This window comes from Candidatus Planktophila sp. (genome assembly GCF_044232745.1).
Lineage (GTDB): Bacteria > Actinomycetota > Actinomycetes > Nanopelagicales > Nanopelagicaceae > Planktophila.
Genome location: NZ_JBIILI010000005.1, coordinates 24,486 through 40,528, shown reverse-complemented (window position 1 = coordinate 40,528; position 16,043 = coordinate 24,486). Strand labels below are relative to the sequence as shown.

At 46.0% G+C, this 16,043-nt stretch carries 15 protein-coding genes; 2 read left to right on the top strand and 13 right to left on the bottom strand.

Annotation, left to right across the window (positions count from 1 at the left end):
• Positions 1–116: 116 nt before the first annotated feature.
• Positions 117–1,115: a tryptophan--tRNA ligase gene (gene trpS, locus AC9UGD_RS04450; RefSeq protein ID WP_509570112.1), complete on the bottom strand. Its 999-nt coding sequence runs from the start codon at positions 1,113–1,115 to the stop codon at positions 117–119.
• Positions 1,116–1,134: 19 nt separating this feature from the next.
• On the bottom strand, positions 1,135–2,430 hold the full coding sequence (locus AC9UGD_RS04445) for a hemolysin family protein (RefSeq protein ID WP_509570110.1): 1,296 nt from the start codon (positions 2,428–2,430) through the stop codon (positions 1,135–1,137).
• Positions 2,431–2,602: 172 nt separating this feature from the next.
• Here AC9UGD_RS04445 and AC9UGD_RS04440 point away from each other — a divergent pair, with 172 nt between their 5' ends.
• On the top strand, positions 2,603–3,682 hold the full coding sequence (locus tag AC9UGD_RS04440; RefSeq protein WP_509570108.1) for an ABC transporter ATP-binding protein: 1,080 nt from the start codon (positions 2,603–2,605) through the stop codon (positions 3,680–3,682).
• A gap of 65 nt (positions 3,683–3,747) precedes the next feature.
• Here AC9UGD_RS04440 and AC9UGD_RS04435 read toward each other — a convergent pair whose 3' ends face one another.
• The 10 genes from AC9UGD_RS04435 to pcrA are packed head-to-tail and all read right to left on the bottom strand — an operon-like array spanning position 3,748 to position 14,564.
• Positions 3,748–4,962 carry an NADP-dependent isocitrate dehydrogenase gene (locus AC9UGD_RS04435; protein ID WP_509570106.1) on the bottom strand — a complete coding sequence of 405 codons (1,215 nt, stop codon included), beginning with the start codon at positions 4,960–4,962 and terminating at the stop codon, positions 3,748–3,750.
• Positions 4,963–4,994: 32 nt separating this feature from the next.
• On the bottom strand, positions 4,995–5,945 hold the full coding sequence (gene mdh / locus AC9UGD_RS04430; protein WP_509570103.1) for a malate dehydrogenase: 951 nt from the start codon (positions 5,943–5,945) through the stop codon (positions 4,995–4,997).
• Between the two features lie 36 nt (positions 5,946–5,981).
• A complete protein-coding gene (locus AC9UGD_RS04425; protein WP_509570100.1) occupies positions 5,982–6,209 on the bottom strand; it encodes a hypothetical protein in 228 nt (75 codons plus the stop codon).
• Positions 6,200–7,039: a bifunctional methylenetetrahydrofolate dehydrogenase/methenyltetrahydrofolate cyclohydrolase gene (locus tag AC9UGD_RS04420; RefSeq protein WP_509570097.1), complete on the bottom strand. Its 840-nt coding sequence runs from the start codon at positions 7,037–7,039 to the stop codon at positions 6,200–6,202. The genes AC9UGD_RS04425 and AC9UGD_RS04420 overlap by 10 nt, the downstream gene beginning before the upstream one ends.
• A 21-nt stretch (positions 7,040–7,060) precedes the next feature.
• Positions 7,061–8,599 carry a bifunctional phosphoribosylaminoimidazolecarboxamide formyltransferase/IMP cyclohydrolase gene (purH, locus tag AC9UGD_RS04415; RefSeq protein ID WP_509570094.1) on the bottom strand — a complete coding sequence of 513 codons (1,539 nt, stop codon included), beginning with the start codon at positions 8,597–8,599 and terminating at the stop codon, positions 7,061–7,063.
• The gene (gene purN, locus AC9UGD_RS04410) at positions 8,596–9,162 is read right to left on the bottom strand and encodes a phosphoribosylglycinamide formyltransferase (RefSeq protein ID WP_509570091.1); all 567 of its coding nucleotides are present in this window, start codon (positions 9,160–9,162) and stop codon (positions 8,596–8,598) included. The genes purH and purN overlap by 4 nt, the downstream gene beginning before the upstream one ends.
• A complete protein-coding gene (locus tag AC9UGD_RS04405; protein ID WP_509570088.1) occupies positions 9,159–10,238 on the bottom strand; it encodes a cell division protein PerM in 1,080 nt (359 codons plus the stop codon). The genes purN and AC9UGD_RS04405 overlap by 4 nt, the downstream gene beginning before the upstream one ends.
• Before the next feature lie 2 nt (positions 10,239–10,240).
• The gene (gene sucD, locus AC9UGD_RS04400) at positions 10,241–11,122 is read right to left on the bottom strand and encodes a succinate--CoA ligase subunit alpha (protein ID WP_509570085.1); all 882 of its coding nucleotides are present in this window, start codon (positions 11,120–11,122) and stop codon (positions 10,241–10,243) included.
• Positions 11,122–12,285 carry an ADP-forming succinate--CoA ligase subunit beta gene (gene sucC, locus AC9UGD_RS04395; RefSeq protein ID WP_509570082.1) on the bottom strand — a complete coding sequence of 388 codons (1,164 nt, stop codon included), beginning with the start codon at positions 12,283–12,285 and terminating at the stop codon, positions 11,122–11,124. Before sucC ends, sucD begins: the two co-directional genes overlap by 1 nt.
• Before the next feature lie 41 nt (positions 12,286–12,326).
• Positions 12,327–14,564 (bottom strand): DNA helicase PcrA, encoded by a 2,238-nt coding sequence (gene pcrA / locus AC9UGD_RS04390; protein WP_509570079.1) that lies wholly within the window; start codon positions 14,562–14,564, stop codon positions 12,327–12,329.
• Positions 14,565–14,590: 26 nt separating this feature from the next.
• On the opposite strand from pcrA, the gene AC9UGD_RS04385 reads away from it, so the two are divergent.
• Complete coding sequence (locus tag AC9UGD_RS04385) at positions 14,591–15,316, top strand: PIG-L deacetylase family protein (RefSeq protein ID WP_509570076.1); 726 nt, start codon at positions 14,591–14,593, stop codon at positions 15,314–15,316.
• Positions 15,317–15,334: 18 nt separating this feature from the next.
• Here the strand turns inward: AC9UGD_RS04385 and AC9UGD_RS04380 are convergent, their stop codons facing one another.
• Positions 15,335–16,015, bottom strand: coding sequence for a peptidylprolyl isomerase (locus AC9UGD_RS04380; RefSeq protein ID WP_509570073.1), 681 nt, complete (start codon positions 16,013–16,015; stop codon positions 15,335–15,337).
• Between the last annotated feature and the right edge of the window lie 28 nt (positions 16,016–16,043).

Sequence of the window (16,043 nt, the reverse complement as noted above, 5' to 3'; positions counted from 1 at the left end):
GTAATTGGGAGCCTATTACTCACCCTTGATTAAACTCAACACGCCAGCCGTCTTTTTGATATCGAGGGTGTAACGTTTTGGAAAACTCTCAACTTGGGGTTGAGATTATTGCTTAATTACTTCACTAATCCCAGGTTTTTGTAAGTGTTTTGGAGGGTTTCAGAGGCCACAGCACGTGCTTTGTCAGCGCCTTCATGCAGAAGATCAATGAGGTGCTTTTCATCCTCTAGAAGCTCCAGGGCCTTAGTGCGAATTGGTCGGAAGTACTCGACTACTACTTCGGCAACTGCGCCTTTGAAATCACCATAGCCCTTGCCTTCAAATTGATCTTCTAGTTCTGCAATCGATGTTCCAGAAAGTGATGAATGAATCGTTAGCAAATTACTGATACCAGGCTTTTCTTTTTCATCAAACTTCACTTCACGGCCAGCATCAGTTGCTGCGCTCTTAATCTTTTTTGTATTTGCTTCAGGTGTATCCATTAGTTCTAGGACGCCCGCAGTAGAACCTGATGACTTGCTCATCTTTGCTGTTGGCTCTTGTAGATCGTAAATCTTGGCACCAGCTTTTAGAATATAGCCTTCTGGCAATCTAAAGGTTTCGCCAAATCGTGAATTAAAGCGAGTAGCTAAATCACGGGTTAACTCGATGTGTTGACGCTGGTCCTCGCCGACCGGAACATAGTGTGCTTGATACAAAAGAATGTCAGCAGCTTGCAACATTGGATATGTAAATAGTCCAACGCGAGCAGTATCGGCACCGCCTTTGGCGGACTTATCCTTGAACTGAGTCATGCGGCTGGCTTCGCCAAAACCTGCCAGACATTCCATTACCCAACCCAATTGATTGTGTTCGGCAACATGGGACTGTACAAATAGTGTTGATTTTTCAGTTGAGATACCGAGTGCAATTAACTGCGCAGCAGATGCCAAAGTGCGCTTTCTAAATAACGTTGGTTCAATCTCACCTGTTAGGGCATGCAAATCAACGATGCAGTAAAAAGCATCATTGCCCTCTTGCAATTCGACCCACTGCTTCAGTGCACCTAAATAATTGCCGAGGTGGAAGGAGTCACTTGTTGGCTGAATGCCGGACAGGACACGCTTCTTCGTCATAGCTGTAATTCTTTCACAACTATGCAGATCGCGAGATCAATAACTGCCCAGCGCGTTTACCTTCCATGGTCAACACCGTGATTCGGATGCCATTGACGTTAACCACATCATGTTCATGTGGGATTCTGCCCAAAAAGTGCATAACAAAACCGCTCGCAGTCTCATATGGGCCTTCAGGAATATCCAACTTGGTTTGCTCGATTAAATCTTCAATTGAAATAAGACCATCGACCTCGAAGTCGCCGGTGCGCTCTTCGTGTGAAATCTCAGTTTCATGATCGTCGTATTCGTCGCGAATATCTCCGATCAGAACCTCAACTAAATCTTCCAAAGTCACGATTCCATCTGTGCCACCGTATTCATCCAGAACAATTGCTAGATGTTGACCTTGCATACGCATTTCAGTTAGAGCAGGCAAAATCCCTTTAGTACCAGGCAAGTACATAATGTTTCGCGCTAGTTCTACAATTTTGGTATTTTTGCTAGCCAGTGATGTGTCCAGCAAATCGCGTACATGGATAAAGCCGACAACTTCATCAGATGATCCACGGACAACCGGGTAGCGAGAGTGCGCTTTATCAACCGCTAATTCAATAGCTTTACCAACGGTCAACGATGCATCCATGAAATCAACTTCGGTGCGGGGCACCATAACTTCATGCACTTGGCGTTCTGAGGCGTTAAACACTTCTTCAACGATGTCGCGTTCTTCAGCGGTCAAGGCGGCATGGCCAACGACTAAATCAAGCAGCTCTTCTTCAGACATCTGACTGCGTTGTTCTTTTGGATCAACGCCAAATGCGCGCACCACAAAGTCGGTTGATTTTGACAGTAACCAAATAATCGGGCGGAAAATATTTGCAACAATATTGATGGCTCCGGCTGAAGTCATTGCAATTTCTTCAGCTCTAAAAAGCGCAACTCGCTTTGGTACAAGCTCTCCAAAAACTAATGAGAAGTATGCGATCACTAATGTCACGCCAATTAGCGAAATAGTTGTACTCCATGCAGCTGAAATCCCGAAGGACTCGAGCCATGGAATTACATAATCACCTAACTGATCAGCACCTAGCGCTGCTGATAGAAATCCGCTGACAGTTACACCAATTTGAACGGCGGCCAACAGGCGGTTGGGGTGTTCTGCAAGGGCTGCAACGCGAGCGCCCCGTTTTCCACGGGTTGCGATTTGGCGCACCTGGCTATCTCGAAGTGAGATCAGGGCAATTTCGGCAGCAACGAAAAACGAGGCCAGGACTATCAGGCCAGCAATGGTTGCTAGATCAATAAATAGTGAAGCCAACGAGGGAGGTTCCATTATGTGAGAAGTATACGATCCCTGGGCATTTTGATAAAGCGGGGTCGTGGCGCTTAGCCGGATCTTCCCAATTTCGCATTTTGTGCGTAACCTAGCGCCGTTGGCCAACCGGCCATCACCTTCATCCTCGGACCGTCGGGCACGTACCTGCCCGGAGAAGGAGAGCAATCTCATGGCATCAGTAGTTTTTGATGGCGCATCACGTATCTATCCAGGAACAACAGCACCTGCAGTCGACAAACTAAGTCTCACCGTTAATGATGGCGAGTTTTTAGTTCTTGTTGGTCCATCAGGTTGCGGTAAGTCAACATCACTTCGTATGTTGGCAGGACTTGAAGAAATTGATGGCGGCCGTATTTTAATTGGCGATCGCGATGTAACAAATGTTGCACCAAAGGATCGCGACATCGCAATGGTTTTCCAGTCATACGCACTGTATCCACACATGACAGTTGCAGAGAACATGGGATTCGCATTAAAGATCGCAGGAACTCCAAAAGAAGAACGCGAACGTCGTGTTCTAGAAGCAGCAAAGTTGCTTGACCTCGAGCCATACCTAGAGCGCAAGCCAAAAGCTCTTTCAGGTGGACAACGTCAGCGCGTTGCAATGGGTCGCGCAATTGTTCGCGAACCTCAGGTTTTCCTTATGGATGAACCACTATCAAACCTTGATGCGAAGTTGCGTGTAGCAACTCGTACACAGATCGCTGCATTGCAGCGTCGTCTAGGAATCACAACTGTTTATGTAACGCACGACCAGGTAGAAGCTATGACTATGGGCGATCGCGTTGCAGTGTTGAAGGATGGCTTGCTACAGCAAGTTGATACACCTCGTAATCTTTATGACAACCCAGCAAATGCTTTCGTTGCAGGTTTCATCGGATCCCCTGCAATGAACCTACTTATCGCACCTGTCAGTGGCGGCAAGGCAATGCTTGGAGATCTAGCAATTGATGTTCCAGCTTCTGCAGGTACATCAGTAACTGTTGGTGTTCGACCAGAAGGCTTCACACCTTCATCAAAGGGCTTCCATGTCCTTGTAGAAGTTGTAGAAGAACTTGGTTCAGATGCTTTCGTATACGGAAAGCCAGCTGATTCAACAGTTAAGTTTGCTAACGCAACAGACGAAGGCGCACAAGTAATTGTTCGCTGGGACCCAAAGAATCCTCCAAAGCCAGGAGACACAATTACTGTCGAGGCAGTAAAGGGATCTGTTCACTTGTTCAACTCAACAACAGGTGAGCGCGTTTAAAGTATTAACTAAAAAAACCCGCGGTGGCCATTGGCTACCGCGGGTTTTTTAATGCTCTGTAACTATTAAGCCATTGCCTTCTTGAGGTTCTCGTCAATTGAGTTCAAGAACTCCTGTGTTGTTTGGTAAGGAGCATCCTTTGAAATCAGAAGTGACAAATCCTTAGTCATCTTCCCTTGTTCAACTGTCTCGATACAGACTCGTTCTAGCGTTGCACAGAATTTTGCAAGCTCTGCGTTGTTATCAAGCTTGGCACGGTGTGCAAGTCCTTGGGTCCACGCAAAGATTGAAGCGATTGGATTAGTTGAGGTTGCCTTACCTGCTTGGTGATCGCGGTAGTGACGAGTCACTGTTCCGTGAGCAGCCTCTGACTCACAAATCTTTCCATCTGGTGTCATCAATACTGATGTCATCAAACCGAGTGATCCATAACCTTGTGCAACGGTGTCTGATTGAACATCGCCGTCGTAGTTCTTACAGGCCCAGACATAACCACCCTCCATGCGCAATGACATTGCGACCATGTCATCGATCAAGCGGTGCTCATACCAAATTCCTGCAGCATCAAACTGTGTCTTGAATTCTGCTTGGTAAATCTCTTCAAAGATATCCTTGAAGCGACCATCGTATGCCTTAAGAATTGTGTTCTTAGTTGATAGGTAAACAGGGAACTTACGAAGAAGCCCATAATTAAGTGAGGCACGTGCAAAGTCGCGAATTGAATCATCAACGTTGTACATCGCCATAGCCACACCTGAAGATTCAAAGTTGAAAACTTCGGTATTGATTGGCGCAGATCCATCTTCAGGAACAAATGAGATTGTTAGCTTTCCAGGACCTGGAACCTTGAAATCTGTTGCACGGTACTGATCACCAAATGCGTGACGGCCAATAACGATTGGCTTAGTCCAATGTGGAACCAAACGTGGAACATTGCTGATGATGATTGGTTCGCGGAAAATTACTCCACCAAGAATGTTGCGGATCGTTCCGTTAGGAGACTTCCACATTTTCTTGAGGCCAAATTCTTCAACACGTGCTTCATCCGGAGTAATCGTTGCGCACTTGATGCCCACTCCATGCTTTTGAATTGCTCGTGCGGAATCAATGGTTACCTGATCATCCGTTGCATCGCGGTGTTCCATACCTAGGTCGTAGTACTCAAGATTCACATCTAAGTAAGGCAGGATCAATGAATCCTTGATGAACTGCCACATAATGCGTGTCATTTCATCGCCATCTAGTTCAACGACTGTGCCTGTAACTTTGATCTTGCTCATAATGACTCCCTTATGTGTAAAGATGGAACTAATTAGAGTGTTTGGACATCTGCTTGTTTTGCACGTACCGCTTCTGCTGCCTCTTTAAGGGCTGCAACTTCTGAATCAGTCAATGTACCTTCAACAACTTTCTTAATACCTGTGCGTCCGATCTCGGCTTCAACGCCTAGATAAACACCAGAAATTCCGTACTCGCCATCAACCCACGCACACACAGGCATTACAGCACCTGAATCTTCGATGACAGCTTTTGCCATACGAGCTGCTGCTGCAGATGGTGCGTAGTAAGCAGATCCAGTTTTCAGTAGTGCAACTACTTCAGCGCCGCCATTGCGTGTGCGATCAACAAGATCTGCAATATCTGCTTGTGACAATAGATCAGTTAGCGGCTTGCCATCAACTGTGCAACGACTTGGGACTGGAACCATGGTGTCGCCATGTGATCCAAGTGTTAATGTCTTTACAGATGAAACCTTTACGCCTAATTTCTCTGCAACAAAGTTTGTAAAGCGAGCGGTATCTAGCATTCCTGCTTGACCCATTACGCGATTCTTTGGAAAGCCTGTTGCAATCTGTGCAAGCGCAGTCATTTCATCAAGTGGATTTGAAACTACGATAATCACAGCGTTTGGTGAATGCTTTGCAATATTTTCAGCAACTCCACGAACGATTCCGGCGTTTACGCCAATTAAATCCATCCGGCTCATACCAGGTTTACGAGGAAGTCCAGCGGTAATGACAACTACATCTGAATTAGCTGTTGCCTCGTAACCAGCACCTTCGGCGGTTGTTGTTGCGCCAATTATTTTTGTTTCAAAACCTTCGATAGAACGCGATTGGTTCATATCTAATGCCAAGCCTTCAGGCTTTCCTTCGACAATATCTGTCAAAACAACGGTGTCGAAAAGATCGTATTCAGCTAAACGAAGAGCTGTAGTTGACCCGTAGAAACCTGCACCGACTACTGTGACTTTGCCACCCATAGTGACTCCATTCATGCGTGTGTGAATAGGTAAACCCTATCGCCCGCGAGGAAGTGCAATCGCCAGCGCGAAAAGGGCCACTGCGATAACAACAGGTAAATAAAACTCGATGCGGCGAAAATTACGAGATTTAACTGCGATTCCCAAGGTTCCGGCAGCGATAAATAGTGACCCACCTCGCACTATGCCTGAAGCCCCAAGAACCACCCCGACCAAGACTGCGGCGTAGCTGATTATCGAAAGCAGGCGATTATTTAGCTGCACGCATCAACCACATTTGTCAGCAACATTGCACGAGTCATTGGGCCAACCCCGCCAGGCATCGGTGAAACAAACGAAGCTTTCTCAAATACTCCGGGACAAACATCTCCTTCTAAACCTGCTGAAGTTCGCGAGATACCAACATCAATTACTACTGCACCCTCTTTAATCATTTCTGCTTTTAAGAAATGTGACTGGCCGATTGCGGCAACGATAATGTCAGCATTTTTTGTGTGCGTAGTTAAATTCTTTGTACCAGTGTGAGTCAAGGTAACTGTTGCATTTTCTTGCTTTCGGGTCAGCAACAAGCCAAGTGGGCGCCCAACAGTTAAACCACGGCCGATCACAGTTACTTCAGCGCCTTTGGTTGAAATTTTGTAATGTTCAAGTAAAGCCACAATTGCGCGCGGCGTGCATGGCAATGGTGCGTCATACCCTGCGACTAGCCGACCAAGATTTAGTGGATGCAAACCGTCAGCATCTTTACTAGGATCAATTGCTTCTAAAACTCTTTGAGTGTTAATTCCAGACGGTAGTGGGAGTTGCACAATGTACCCGGTGCATTCCTTTGAAGAATTCAGATCTGCAATTGCCGCCAAGACATCTTTTTCAGTTGCACTCTCTGGTAGATCAACCCGGATTGAGTTAATTCCAACTTCTTTGCAATCGCGATGCTTTCCACCTACATATGAATGTGAACCTGGGTCATCGCCAACTAAAACTGTTCCAAGGCCTGGAGTTATTCCCTTTGCTTTCAGCGCAACTACACGTGTTGCTAACTCAGCTTTGATGGCTGAGGCAAGTGCTTTACCATCGAGAATCTGTGCGCTCATGAGCCAAGCCTATCTAGTCGACTATGCGTGAGAGAAATGTCGGGTTCCGGTGAAGAACATTGCAATACCTGCAGCCTGCGCTGCTGCAATAACCTCTTCATCACGCACACTTCCGCCAGGTTGAACGACCGCTGTAACGCCGGCATCAATCAGAATTTGAAGACCATCGGCAAATGGGAAAAATGCATCACTTGCTGCAACTGATCCATTAACGCGGTCTCCGGCACGAGAAACAGCTAAACGCGCAGAATCAACACGGTTGACCTGTCCCATTCCAATTCCAACCGAGGCAGTTGATTTAGCCAACAAAATTGCATTGCTTTTTACTGAACGAACGCTGCGCCACGCGAATTCCAAATCCTTTATTGTTTGCGCATCAACTGCTTCTCCACTTACTTGCTTCCAATTAGCTGGTGAATCACCATCGGCATCGATTAAGTCTGTTGCTTGCAGCAGTACTCCCCCAGACACCGGGCGCAATTCAAGAGGATTAATCTCGGTTACATCGCATTTAAGAATACGTATCGATGGCTTCTTCATTAAAAGTTCAAGCGCATCAGCATCATAATCTGGTGCGATTATAACTTCAGTAAATATCTTTGATAGTGGTTCGGCCATGGCAAGATCTACTGTGCGGTTAGCAGCAACAACACCACCAAAAGCAGATACTGGATCACATTCATGTGCGTGCTGATACGCAACAGCCACGCCCAATTCACAAACAGCAACACCACACGGGTTTGCATGCTTCATGATTGCAACAGCAGGATCGCGATGATCTAGTACTGCGCGCCATGCCGCTTCTGCATCTGTGTAATTATTAAAAGACATTTCCTTGCCATGTAATTGTTGCGCCCCAACAATGCCCGCAGGGCCACCTGAATAAATCGCAGCAGCTTGATGTGGGTTCTCCCCATATCGCAAAGAATTCTCGCGCTGCCAGATTCGGCCAAACCAATCAGGCAAATCATGAGTGCCCGATTGACCCAACCAAGTTGCGATTGCTAAGTCGTATTCAGCGGTGGTGCGGAAAACTTCTAATGCCAATGTGCGTCGCTCTGCCTCAGTGAATCCTCCAGCTTTAATTGCATGTAGCAACTGGTCGTATTGTGAAGTCTGGCAAATAACAGCGACAGAGCCATGGTTTTTGGCAGCTCCACGAAGCATCGATGGACCGCCAATATCTATTTGCTCAATACTTTCTTCAAAACTAGCACCAGAAGCAATAGTGGCTGCAAATGGATACAGGTTAATTACTACTAGATCAAAAGGTGCAATATCTAATTCGGCAATTGCAGCTACATGCTCTGGATTATTCTGATCAGCCAAAATTCCGCCATGAATCCGAGGGTGCAGCGTCTTTACTCGCCCGCCCATAATTTCAGGAAAGCCCGTGTAAGTACCGACTTCAGTAACTGCAATGCCCGCTTCAGCTAGATTCTTCGCTGTAGACCCAGTTGACACTATTTCTACACCAGCCGAAGATAACGCCGTACCAATTTCAATCAGGCGAGCTTTGTCATAGACACTTACAAGTGCACGGCGAATAGGTTTTCTCATCGTGAATTAGTCTCCAGTGTTGGCGTAATCAAAGCGATGGTCGCAACTATGAGACCGCGTTCTACTTTCTTAATTCTCTCATGAAGTGTTGCTTCATCATCTCCGGGCAACACCGGAACCTCCATTTGAGTAATGATCGGACCGGTGTCTACGCCTGCATCAACCCAGTGAACAGTTGTTCCGGTGATCGTGACACCAGCTGCTAATGCATCGCGGACCGCGTGCGCGCCGGGGAAATCTGGGAGTAAAGCTGGATGGCTATTTATTGTTGGAAAGTAATTCACAAATTCAGGTGAAAGAATTTTCATGAATCCAGCACTGATGACTAAATCTGGCTGGTACTGATCAACTTGGTCAAACAATTGACGATCCCATGCCGCACGATCACCTTTCAAGGGTATGACGGAAGTATTGACTTGTGCTTTCTTGGCTAATTCCAAAACTGGTGCACCTTCGGTATCTGAAACAACCGCAACTACTTGAATATCAAGCTCGGTTGCATCCAAGATTGCTTGTGTCAGCGAACCTGCTCCAGATGCAAGAATTACAACGCGTTTTCTCATGTCCGCTTAAACAATCGAGGTAAATACAGGGCTAAAGCAGCCCCCGCTACTAACTCTGCACCTATTGCTAGCGTGAACTTCCAGGTTGAAACTCCAACTGCAGACATAGCATCTGTAATCAATGCACCACTTGCGGAATAGCCAACAAATGCTGCAATTGCAATTGCAACTATCATGCTTTGATGTAAAACCTTAAGATTAAGTGCAACCGTCCAACTGGCAAGTAGGGCTCCAGCAAAAATTATGAATGCGATTCCGATTAGCGCGATTGTTGATTTTCCTTCAGGTAATGCGCCCAACAATGGCATCGCGGGAATTTTGTTTAAGCGATGGGAAAATGGTGAAACTAATGTCCCTGATCCGACCGCAAATCCAACTCCTGAAAAATAAGCAAGGGTGGCAACAATTGCATTTGGTATGTACAAAATATTGAGCAGCAATAAAAGTAGACCACCAAAAATACCTGGTTGTAGAACAATGGTTAAATCCTTAACCATTGAAATATTAAAAAGTAATGATAAGCCGAAGATTATTGAGGAAACGCCTAACAACAAGGCGATGATACGTGAGCCAAATAAGAATCCTTGACCCACGGCCACTTTGCGTCCAACCGTAGCTCCAACCAAAAGTGTGAATGGCAGAACGTACAAAATCGCGAAATACCAGACTGGTTTAATTGATTCAGTCTTTGAAAAAAATGATGCAAGTAGCGCAAAGAGTGTGTATCCGATAGCAAAGACTGCTCGAGCAGAACCAACTAGTGAAGAATCATTATCTAAACGTTCAATTGTGCGTGAAATGCCATTTCGAATTGCAAGCACCGGAAAAACAAGTGCTCCGAGTGGAAGATAGGAAAGATAACCATCTAATCCAGAAGGCGGTAAGGCTAAGGAAAAAGGAATCTGGTGGGCACCGATCCAGATCCACAGCGCTGCACGCAACGGATCTCCGGTATTTCCTGTTGCGCTACCCGCAGTAGCCCAGGCAAGTAGTGCGATAAAAGATGTCGGAAGTAAAAGCCATGCAACGCTACGCAGGACCTGGGGCAATGCAGCTCCAAGTACCCGCGTCATCATTGTTATCGACCCAGAATTGCGCGTAACAAACGCGCGGTTTCGCTGGGGGTTTGACCAACCTTTACGCCGGCTGCTTCCAAGGCATCTTTCTTTCCTTGCGCAGTTCCTGATGAACCAGAAACGATCGCACCTGCGTGACCCATTGTCTTGCCTTCTGGAGCAGTGAACCCAGCAACATAACCAACAACTGGTTTCGTTACATATTCAGCAATAAATGCTGCAGCGCGTTCTTCGGCATCTCCACCAATTTCACCGATCATTACAATCGCTGTTGTATCTGGATCATCCTGAAATGCGCGCAAGCAATCGATATGAGTAGTTCCAATTACTGGATCTCCACCAATGCCTACAGCTGTACTAAATCCGATGTCGCGAAGTTCGTACATCATTTGATATGTAAGAGTTCCGGACTTGGATACCAAACCAATTGGACCAGCGCCAGTGATATCTGCCGGAATAATTCCAACATTTGATTTTCCTGGGCTTATTAATCCTGGGCAGTTAGGGCCAATGATTTGTGTTGTGCCCTTGGTCTGCGAATATGCATAGAAGCTTGCCGAATCATGTACCGGAATACCTTCGGTAATGACAACAACTAATGGCATCATTGCATCAATTGCATCTATTACGGCAGCTTTTGCAAACTTAGGTGGCACAAACACAACTGAAACATTTGCACCTGTTGCAGACATTGCTTCGGCAACTGTGTTGAAGACAGGAAGTTGGTGGCCATCGATATCGACAACCTGTCCGCCCTTGCCAGGCGTAACTCCGCCAACAATCTTTGTTCCTGAAGCCAACATACGGCGGGTGTGCTTGGTTCCTTCAGAACCAGTCATTCCCTGCACGATTACCTTACTTGCATCATTAATAAAGATAGACATTACTTCGCCGCCAATTCTGCAGCGCGATTTGCTGCTCCATCCATAGTGTCTGCCTGCTCAACCAATGGGTGAGCAGCCTTTGCCAAGATTGCGCGACCTTCGACAACATTGTTTCCATCGAGGCGAACAACAATTGGCTTTGTTGCCTTTGAACCAAGTAATTCAAGGGCTTGCACAATTCCACTTGCCACGGCATCACACGCTGTGATTCCACCAAATACATTCACAAAAACACTCTTAACGTCGGCATCTCCCAAAATAATGGAAAGGCCGTCGGCCATGATCTGCGCAGATGCTCCGCCGCCAATATCCAAGAAGTTAGCTGGACGTACTCCACCATGCTTTTCTCCTGCGTATGCCACAACATCAAGTGTGCTCATTACAAGTCCAGCACCGTTACCGATGATTCCAACCTGTCCATCAAGCTTTACGTAGTTAAGTCCTTTTTCTTTTGCTGCCGCTTCTAAAGGATTTTCTGCATCTTGGTCAACTAGTGATTGGTGATCTGGCTGACGGAAATCTGCGTTGTCATCGAGAGTTACCTTGCCATCTAGGGCAATGACTTTTCCATCTTTAGTTTTTACCAATGGATTAACTTCTACAAGAGTTGCATCTTCACCTTGAAAAACATCCCACAACTTAAGCAAAACCTGTACAACCTGATCTGCGACATCTGCAGGAAATGCTGCTGCTGCAACTATCTCTTGTGCCTTAGCAAGTGAAATACCGTCAACTGCAGATACTGGAATCTTCGCAAGCTTTTCAGGTGCAGTGTGTGCAACCTCTTCGATATCCATTCCACCCGATACAGATGCCATCACTAGGAAAGTTCGATTTGAGCGATCTAGCAAAATTGACAGGTAGTACTCGGCTTCAATTGGAGCTGCTGCTGCAATCATCACTGTGCGAACAGCGTGGCCTTTAATGTCCATTCCAAGGATTGCGCCTGCTTTTTCACGAGCATCCTGTGGGTTTTCTGCAAGCTTCACACCGCCTGCTTTTCCACGGCCACCGACTTTAACCTGAGCCTTTACTACTACTTTGCCACCAATTGTTGTTGCGGCGGCTTCTGCTTCATCAGCTGTTGTTGCAATCGCTGCGGCCAAAACAGGTACGCCATGCTTTTCAAAAATATCTCGGGCTTGGTATTCAAAGAGATCCACTGGGGCTCACAATCTATTGGCCGGCTATATACGGGGTAATCCTATAGTTTCTCAACAGGTGCATAACGCAGCAGTAAGCGCTTCTCGCCGTACTGGCCGAAGTTAATTGTTGCTTCGGCTTTGTCTCCAGCCCCAGCAACAGCTACAACGGTGCCTAATCCGAATGTGTCATGTGACACACGCTCGCCAACTGCTAACTCCATTGCAACACTCTTCTTGCCGGTGGCACGTGGTGGCGGTGTCGTGGCGACACGAGAGCGAGTAACAAGTGAAGGTGATGATGATCGTCCTTGATTACGCCACTCGATTACATCTTCTGGAATTTCATCGAGAAAACGTGACGGTGGATTGTAATTTGGCGCACCCCATGTTGAACGATATTCCGCACGTGAAATATAAAGGCGCTGGCGTGCGCGGGTTAATCCGACATAAGCAAGTCGACGTTCTTCTTCAATCTCATCTTTTTCGCCAAGGGTTCGTGAGTGTGGAAATATTCCATCTTCCATTCCTGTAAGAAATACAGTTGGAAATTCCAATCCCTTTGCAGTGTGAAGAGTCATCATCGTAACAACTCCCCCATGATCTTCGCCTTCAGGAATTTCATCAGCATCTGCAACTAAGGAAACTTTTTCTAAAAATCCAGCAAGTGAAATTTCTTCATCTTCGCCAAGCTCTTCAAATGGACGTTCTTCGTACTCCATAGAAACTGCAACTAACTCCTTTAAGTTTTCTACACGAACTTCATCTTGAGGATCGGTGCTATCTGCCAACTCCTTTAATAACCCTGATTGCTCAAGGGCTGCTTCTACTATTACTGAAGGCTTTGTTTTCGCTTCTACCAAGACCGCTAATGCGCTAACCATCGAAGTAAATTCATGTATTGCTTGTGCTGCTCGTGATGGAACGGATCCATTCTCCCCAACCCTTAACAAGCCTTGCCAGAATGAAATGTTGTTGTTTCGGGCAAACTCATCTACATAATCCAAAGATGTGTCACCGATGCCTCGCTTGGGTACATTAATGATTCTTCGAAGCGATATCTCATCTTCTAAATTGGCCAGAACACGCAAATAGGCCAGTAAGTCCTTTACTTCACGGCGTTCGTAAAATCGCAATCCCCCTACGACTTTGTAAGGCAGGGCGTTGCGCATGAAAACCTCTTCAAACACACGTGATTGTGCATTTGTTCGATAGAAAATTGCGGTGTCCCCTGGTGTTGAGACCCCTTCACGTTGCAGAGATCGAATTTCATCTGCAATGAAGCTAGCCTCGTCATGCTCGCTTTCAGCTACATAGCCCGTTAGCGGTGAGCCAGATCCTGCATCAGACCACAGATTCTTTTCTTTACGGCTTTCATTTTTTGTGATGACCGCATTGGCTGCATTTAAAATATTTTGAGTCGAGCGATAATTCTGTTCAAGCAAGACAGTGCGTGCATTTGGATAATCAAGCTCGAACTGCAAAATGTTACGAATAGTTGCGCCTCGGAAGCCATAAATTGATTGATCGGCATCACCTACTACGCACAACTCCGCTGGCATTTGGCCTTCAAGTTCAGTCCCAACTAGCTCTTTTACCAATATGTATTGTGCGTGATTTGTGTCCTGATACTCATCTACTAAAACGTGGCGAAAGCGAGACCTAAATCGAGCTTTTGCTTCTGGAAAGCGTTGCAGAACTTCAACTGTCTTTAAAATCAAATCATCAAAATCCATTGCGTTAGCGCGGATTAGTCGCTGCTGATACACGGCATAAACATCGGCTACAACCTGTTCAAACTGATTACTTGCTGCATTTAAGTAATCTTGCGGTCCCAGCAATTCATTTTTAGCGTTAGAAATCATGGATTGAAATTGACGTGCGGGATATCTCTTTGGATCTAAGTTCAATTCTTTAGCAACAATAGTTATTAGACGCTGCGAATCGGCAGAGTCATAGATACTAAAAGAGTTGCTGTACCCCAGTCGGGTAGCTTCTTGGCGCAAGATGCGAACACAGGCAGAATGGAATGTGGAAACCCACATAGATTTAGCTATTGGGCCAACCAAATCTGCAACTCGTTCTTTCATTTCGCCCGCTGCTTTATTTGTAAAGGTAATTGCCAAAATTTGGTAGGGGGCTACATTTCTTCTTGACATTAAATATGCGATGCGACGAGTTAATACTCGAGTCTTTCCAGATCCAGCACCTGCTACAACCAATAGTGGGCCGCCCGCATGTGTGACCGCTTCGGATTGCTGAGGGTTTAACCCCTCGAGCAATGGATCGATTTCAGTCATGAGGGTGAGTCTATTAGGCTTCATGCATGGAACCGATTGCAGATAACGAGATCAAGCGCGTCTTGGTCGTCAATGCCCACCCCGATGATTCAGATTTTGGGGCATCCGGAACTATCGCCCAATGGGTGAAAAAGGGAATTGAAGTTGCCTATGTGTTTTGTACCAATGGCGATCAAGGTGGCGAAGAATCTGGTTTCACAAAAGAGGAAATGCCTGCAATTCGTCAACGCGAACAACGCGCAGCCGGTGCAGCAATCGGTGTCACTGATATAACTTTCTTGAATTATGTTGATGGTCACTTAGTTGCAACCATTGAATTACGCAAAGATATTGTCCGACAAATTCGAATCTCAAAACCAGATCGCATTGTGTGCCAGAGTCCAGAGCGCAATTGGGATCGGATCGGTGCGAGCCACCCAGATCATTTAGCTGCAGGTGAAGCAACTATTCAAGCTGTTTATCCTGACTCTCGTAACCCTTTTGCCTTTACCGATTTGCTAGAAAAGGAAGGGTTACAACCGTGGCGTGTAAAGGAAATTTGGGTATCTGGATTTGCTCAACCTGACCACTGGGTTGATATCACCGACACTTTTGATTTGAAAATGGCTGCGTTGCATGCGCATGCTTCTCAAACTGCTCATAACAAAGAGTTAGAAAATATGGTTCGCGAGTGGGGTCAACGTAACGCTGGAATCGGTGGTTTACCAGAAGGACGAATTGCTGAAGCCTTTAAAATCGTGAACACCAATTAAGCCTGAGAAAATAAAGATCTAGTTTGAAACAGTTACGCGATGAATTGCAATAGCTTGTTTTGGTGTTCCATCTGCCCCGCCGCCCTTTACTCCAGCTTTTGCGATCGCCTTTACGATATCTAGACCTTGAGTAATCGTGCCCCAAATTGTGTAGTTAGCCCCAAGAGTCGTATCTGCAAAAACTAAGAAAAACTGACTTCCGTTTGTTCCTGGACCCGAGTTAGCCATTGCAACAGTTCCAGCTGGGTAATTATTAAAAGTTGTAGTGGGTAAATTCTCATCTGGATACGTAAAGTTTGGTCCCCCAGAACCAGTTGCGGTTGGGTCTCCACATTGCAATACATATAACCCTTGCGTGGTTAAACGATGGCATAAGGAATTATCGAAGTATCCACCCTTGGCTAAAGTGCTTAATTGCGTAATTGTGATTGGTGCTTTTGCACCAACAGTTGTGACCACAATATTTCCGCAATTTGTTTCAAAGGTAAAGGTGCGAGCCAATTTCTTTGGAAGTTTTTGAGCAGGAGCAACATCTTTAGGGTCATGTCCGGAAGCTTTAGTTGGCCAGCATTTAATCGCTGCAACTTTTACATTCTTTGCAGATTTGCTTTTTGTTTCTGCAGATGCGGATGGAGAAAGAAGTACTGAGATTGCAATTGCTGCAATCACTGTCCGCTTCATAAATACTCCCCGTTTCATGTCTGAAATGATAAATCCAAATCCTGTG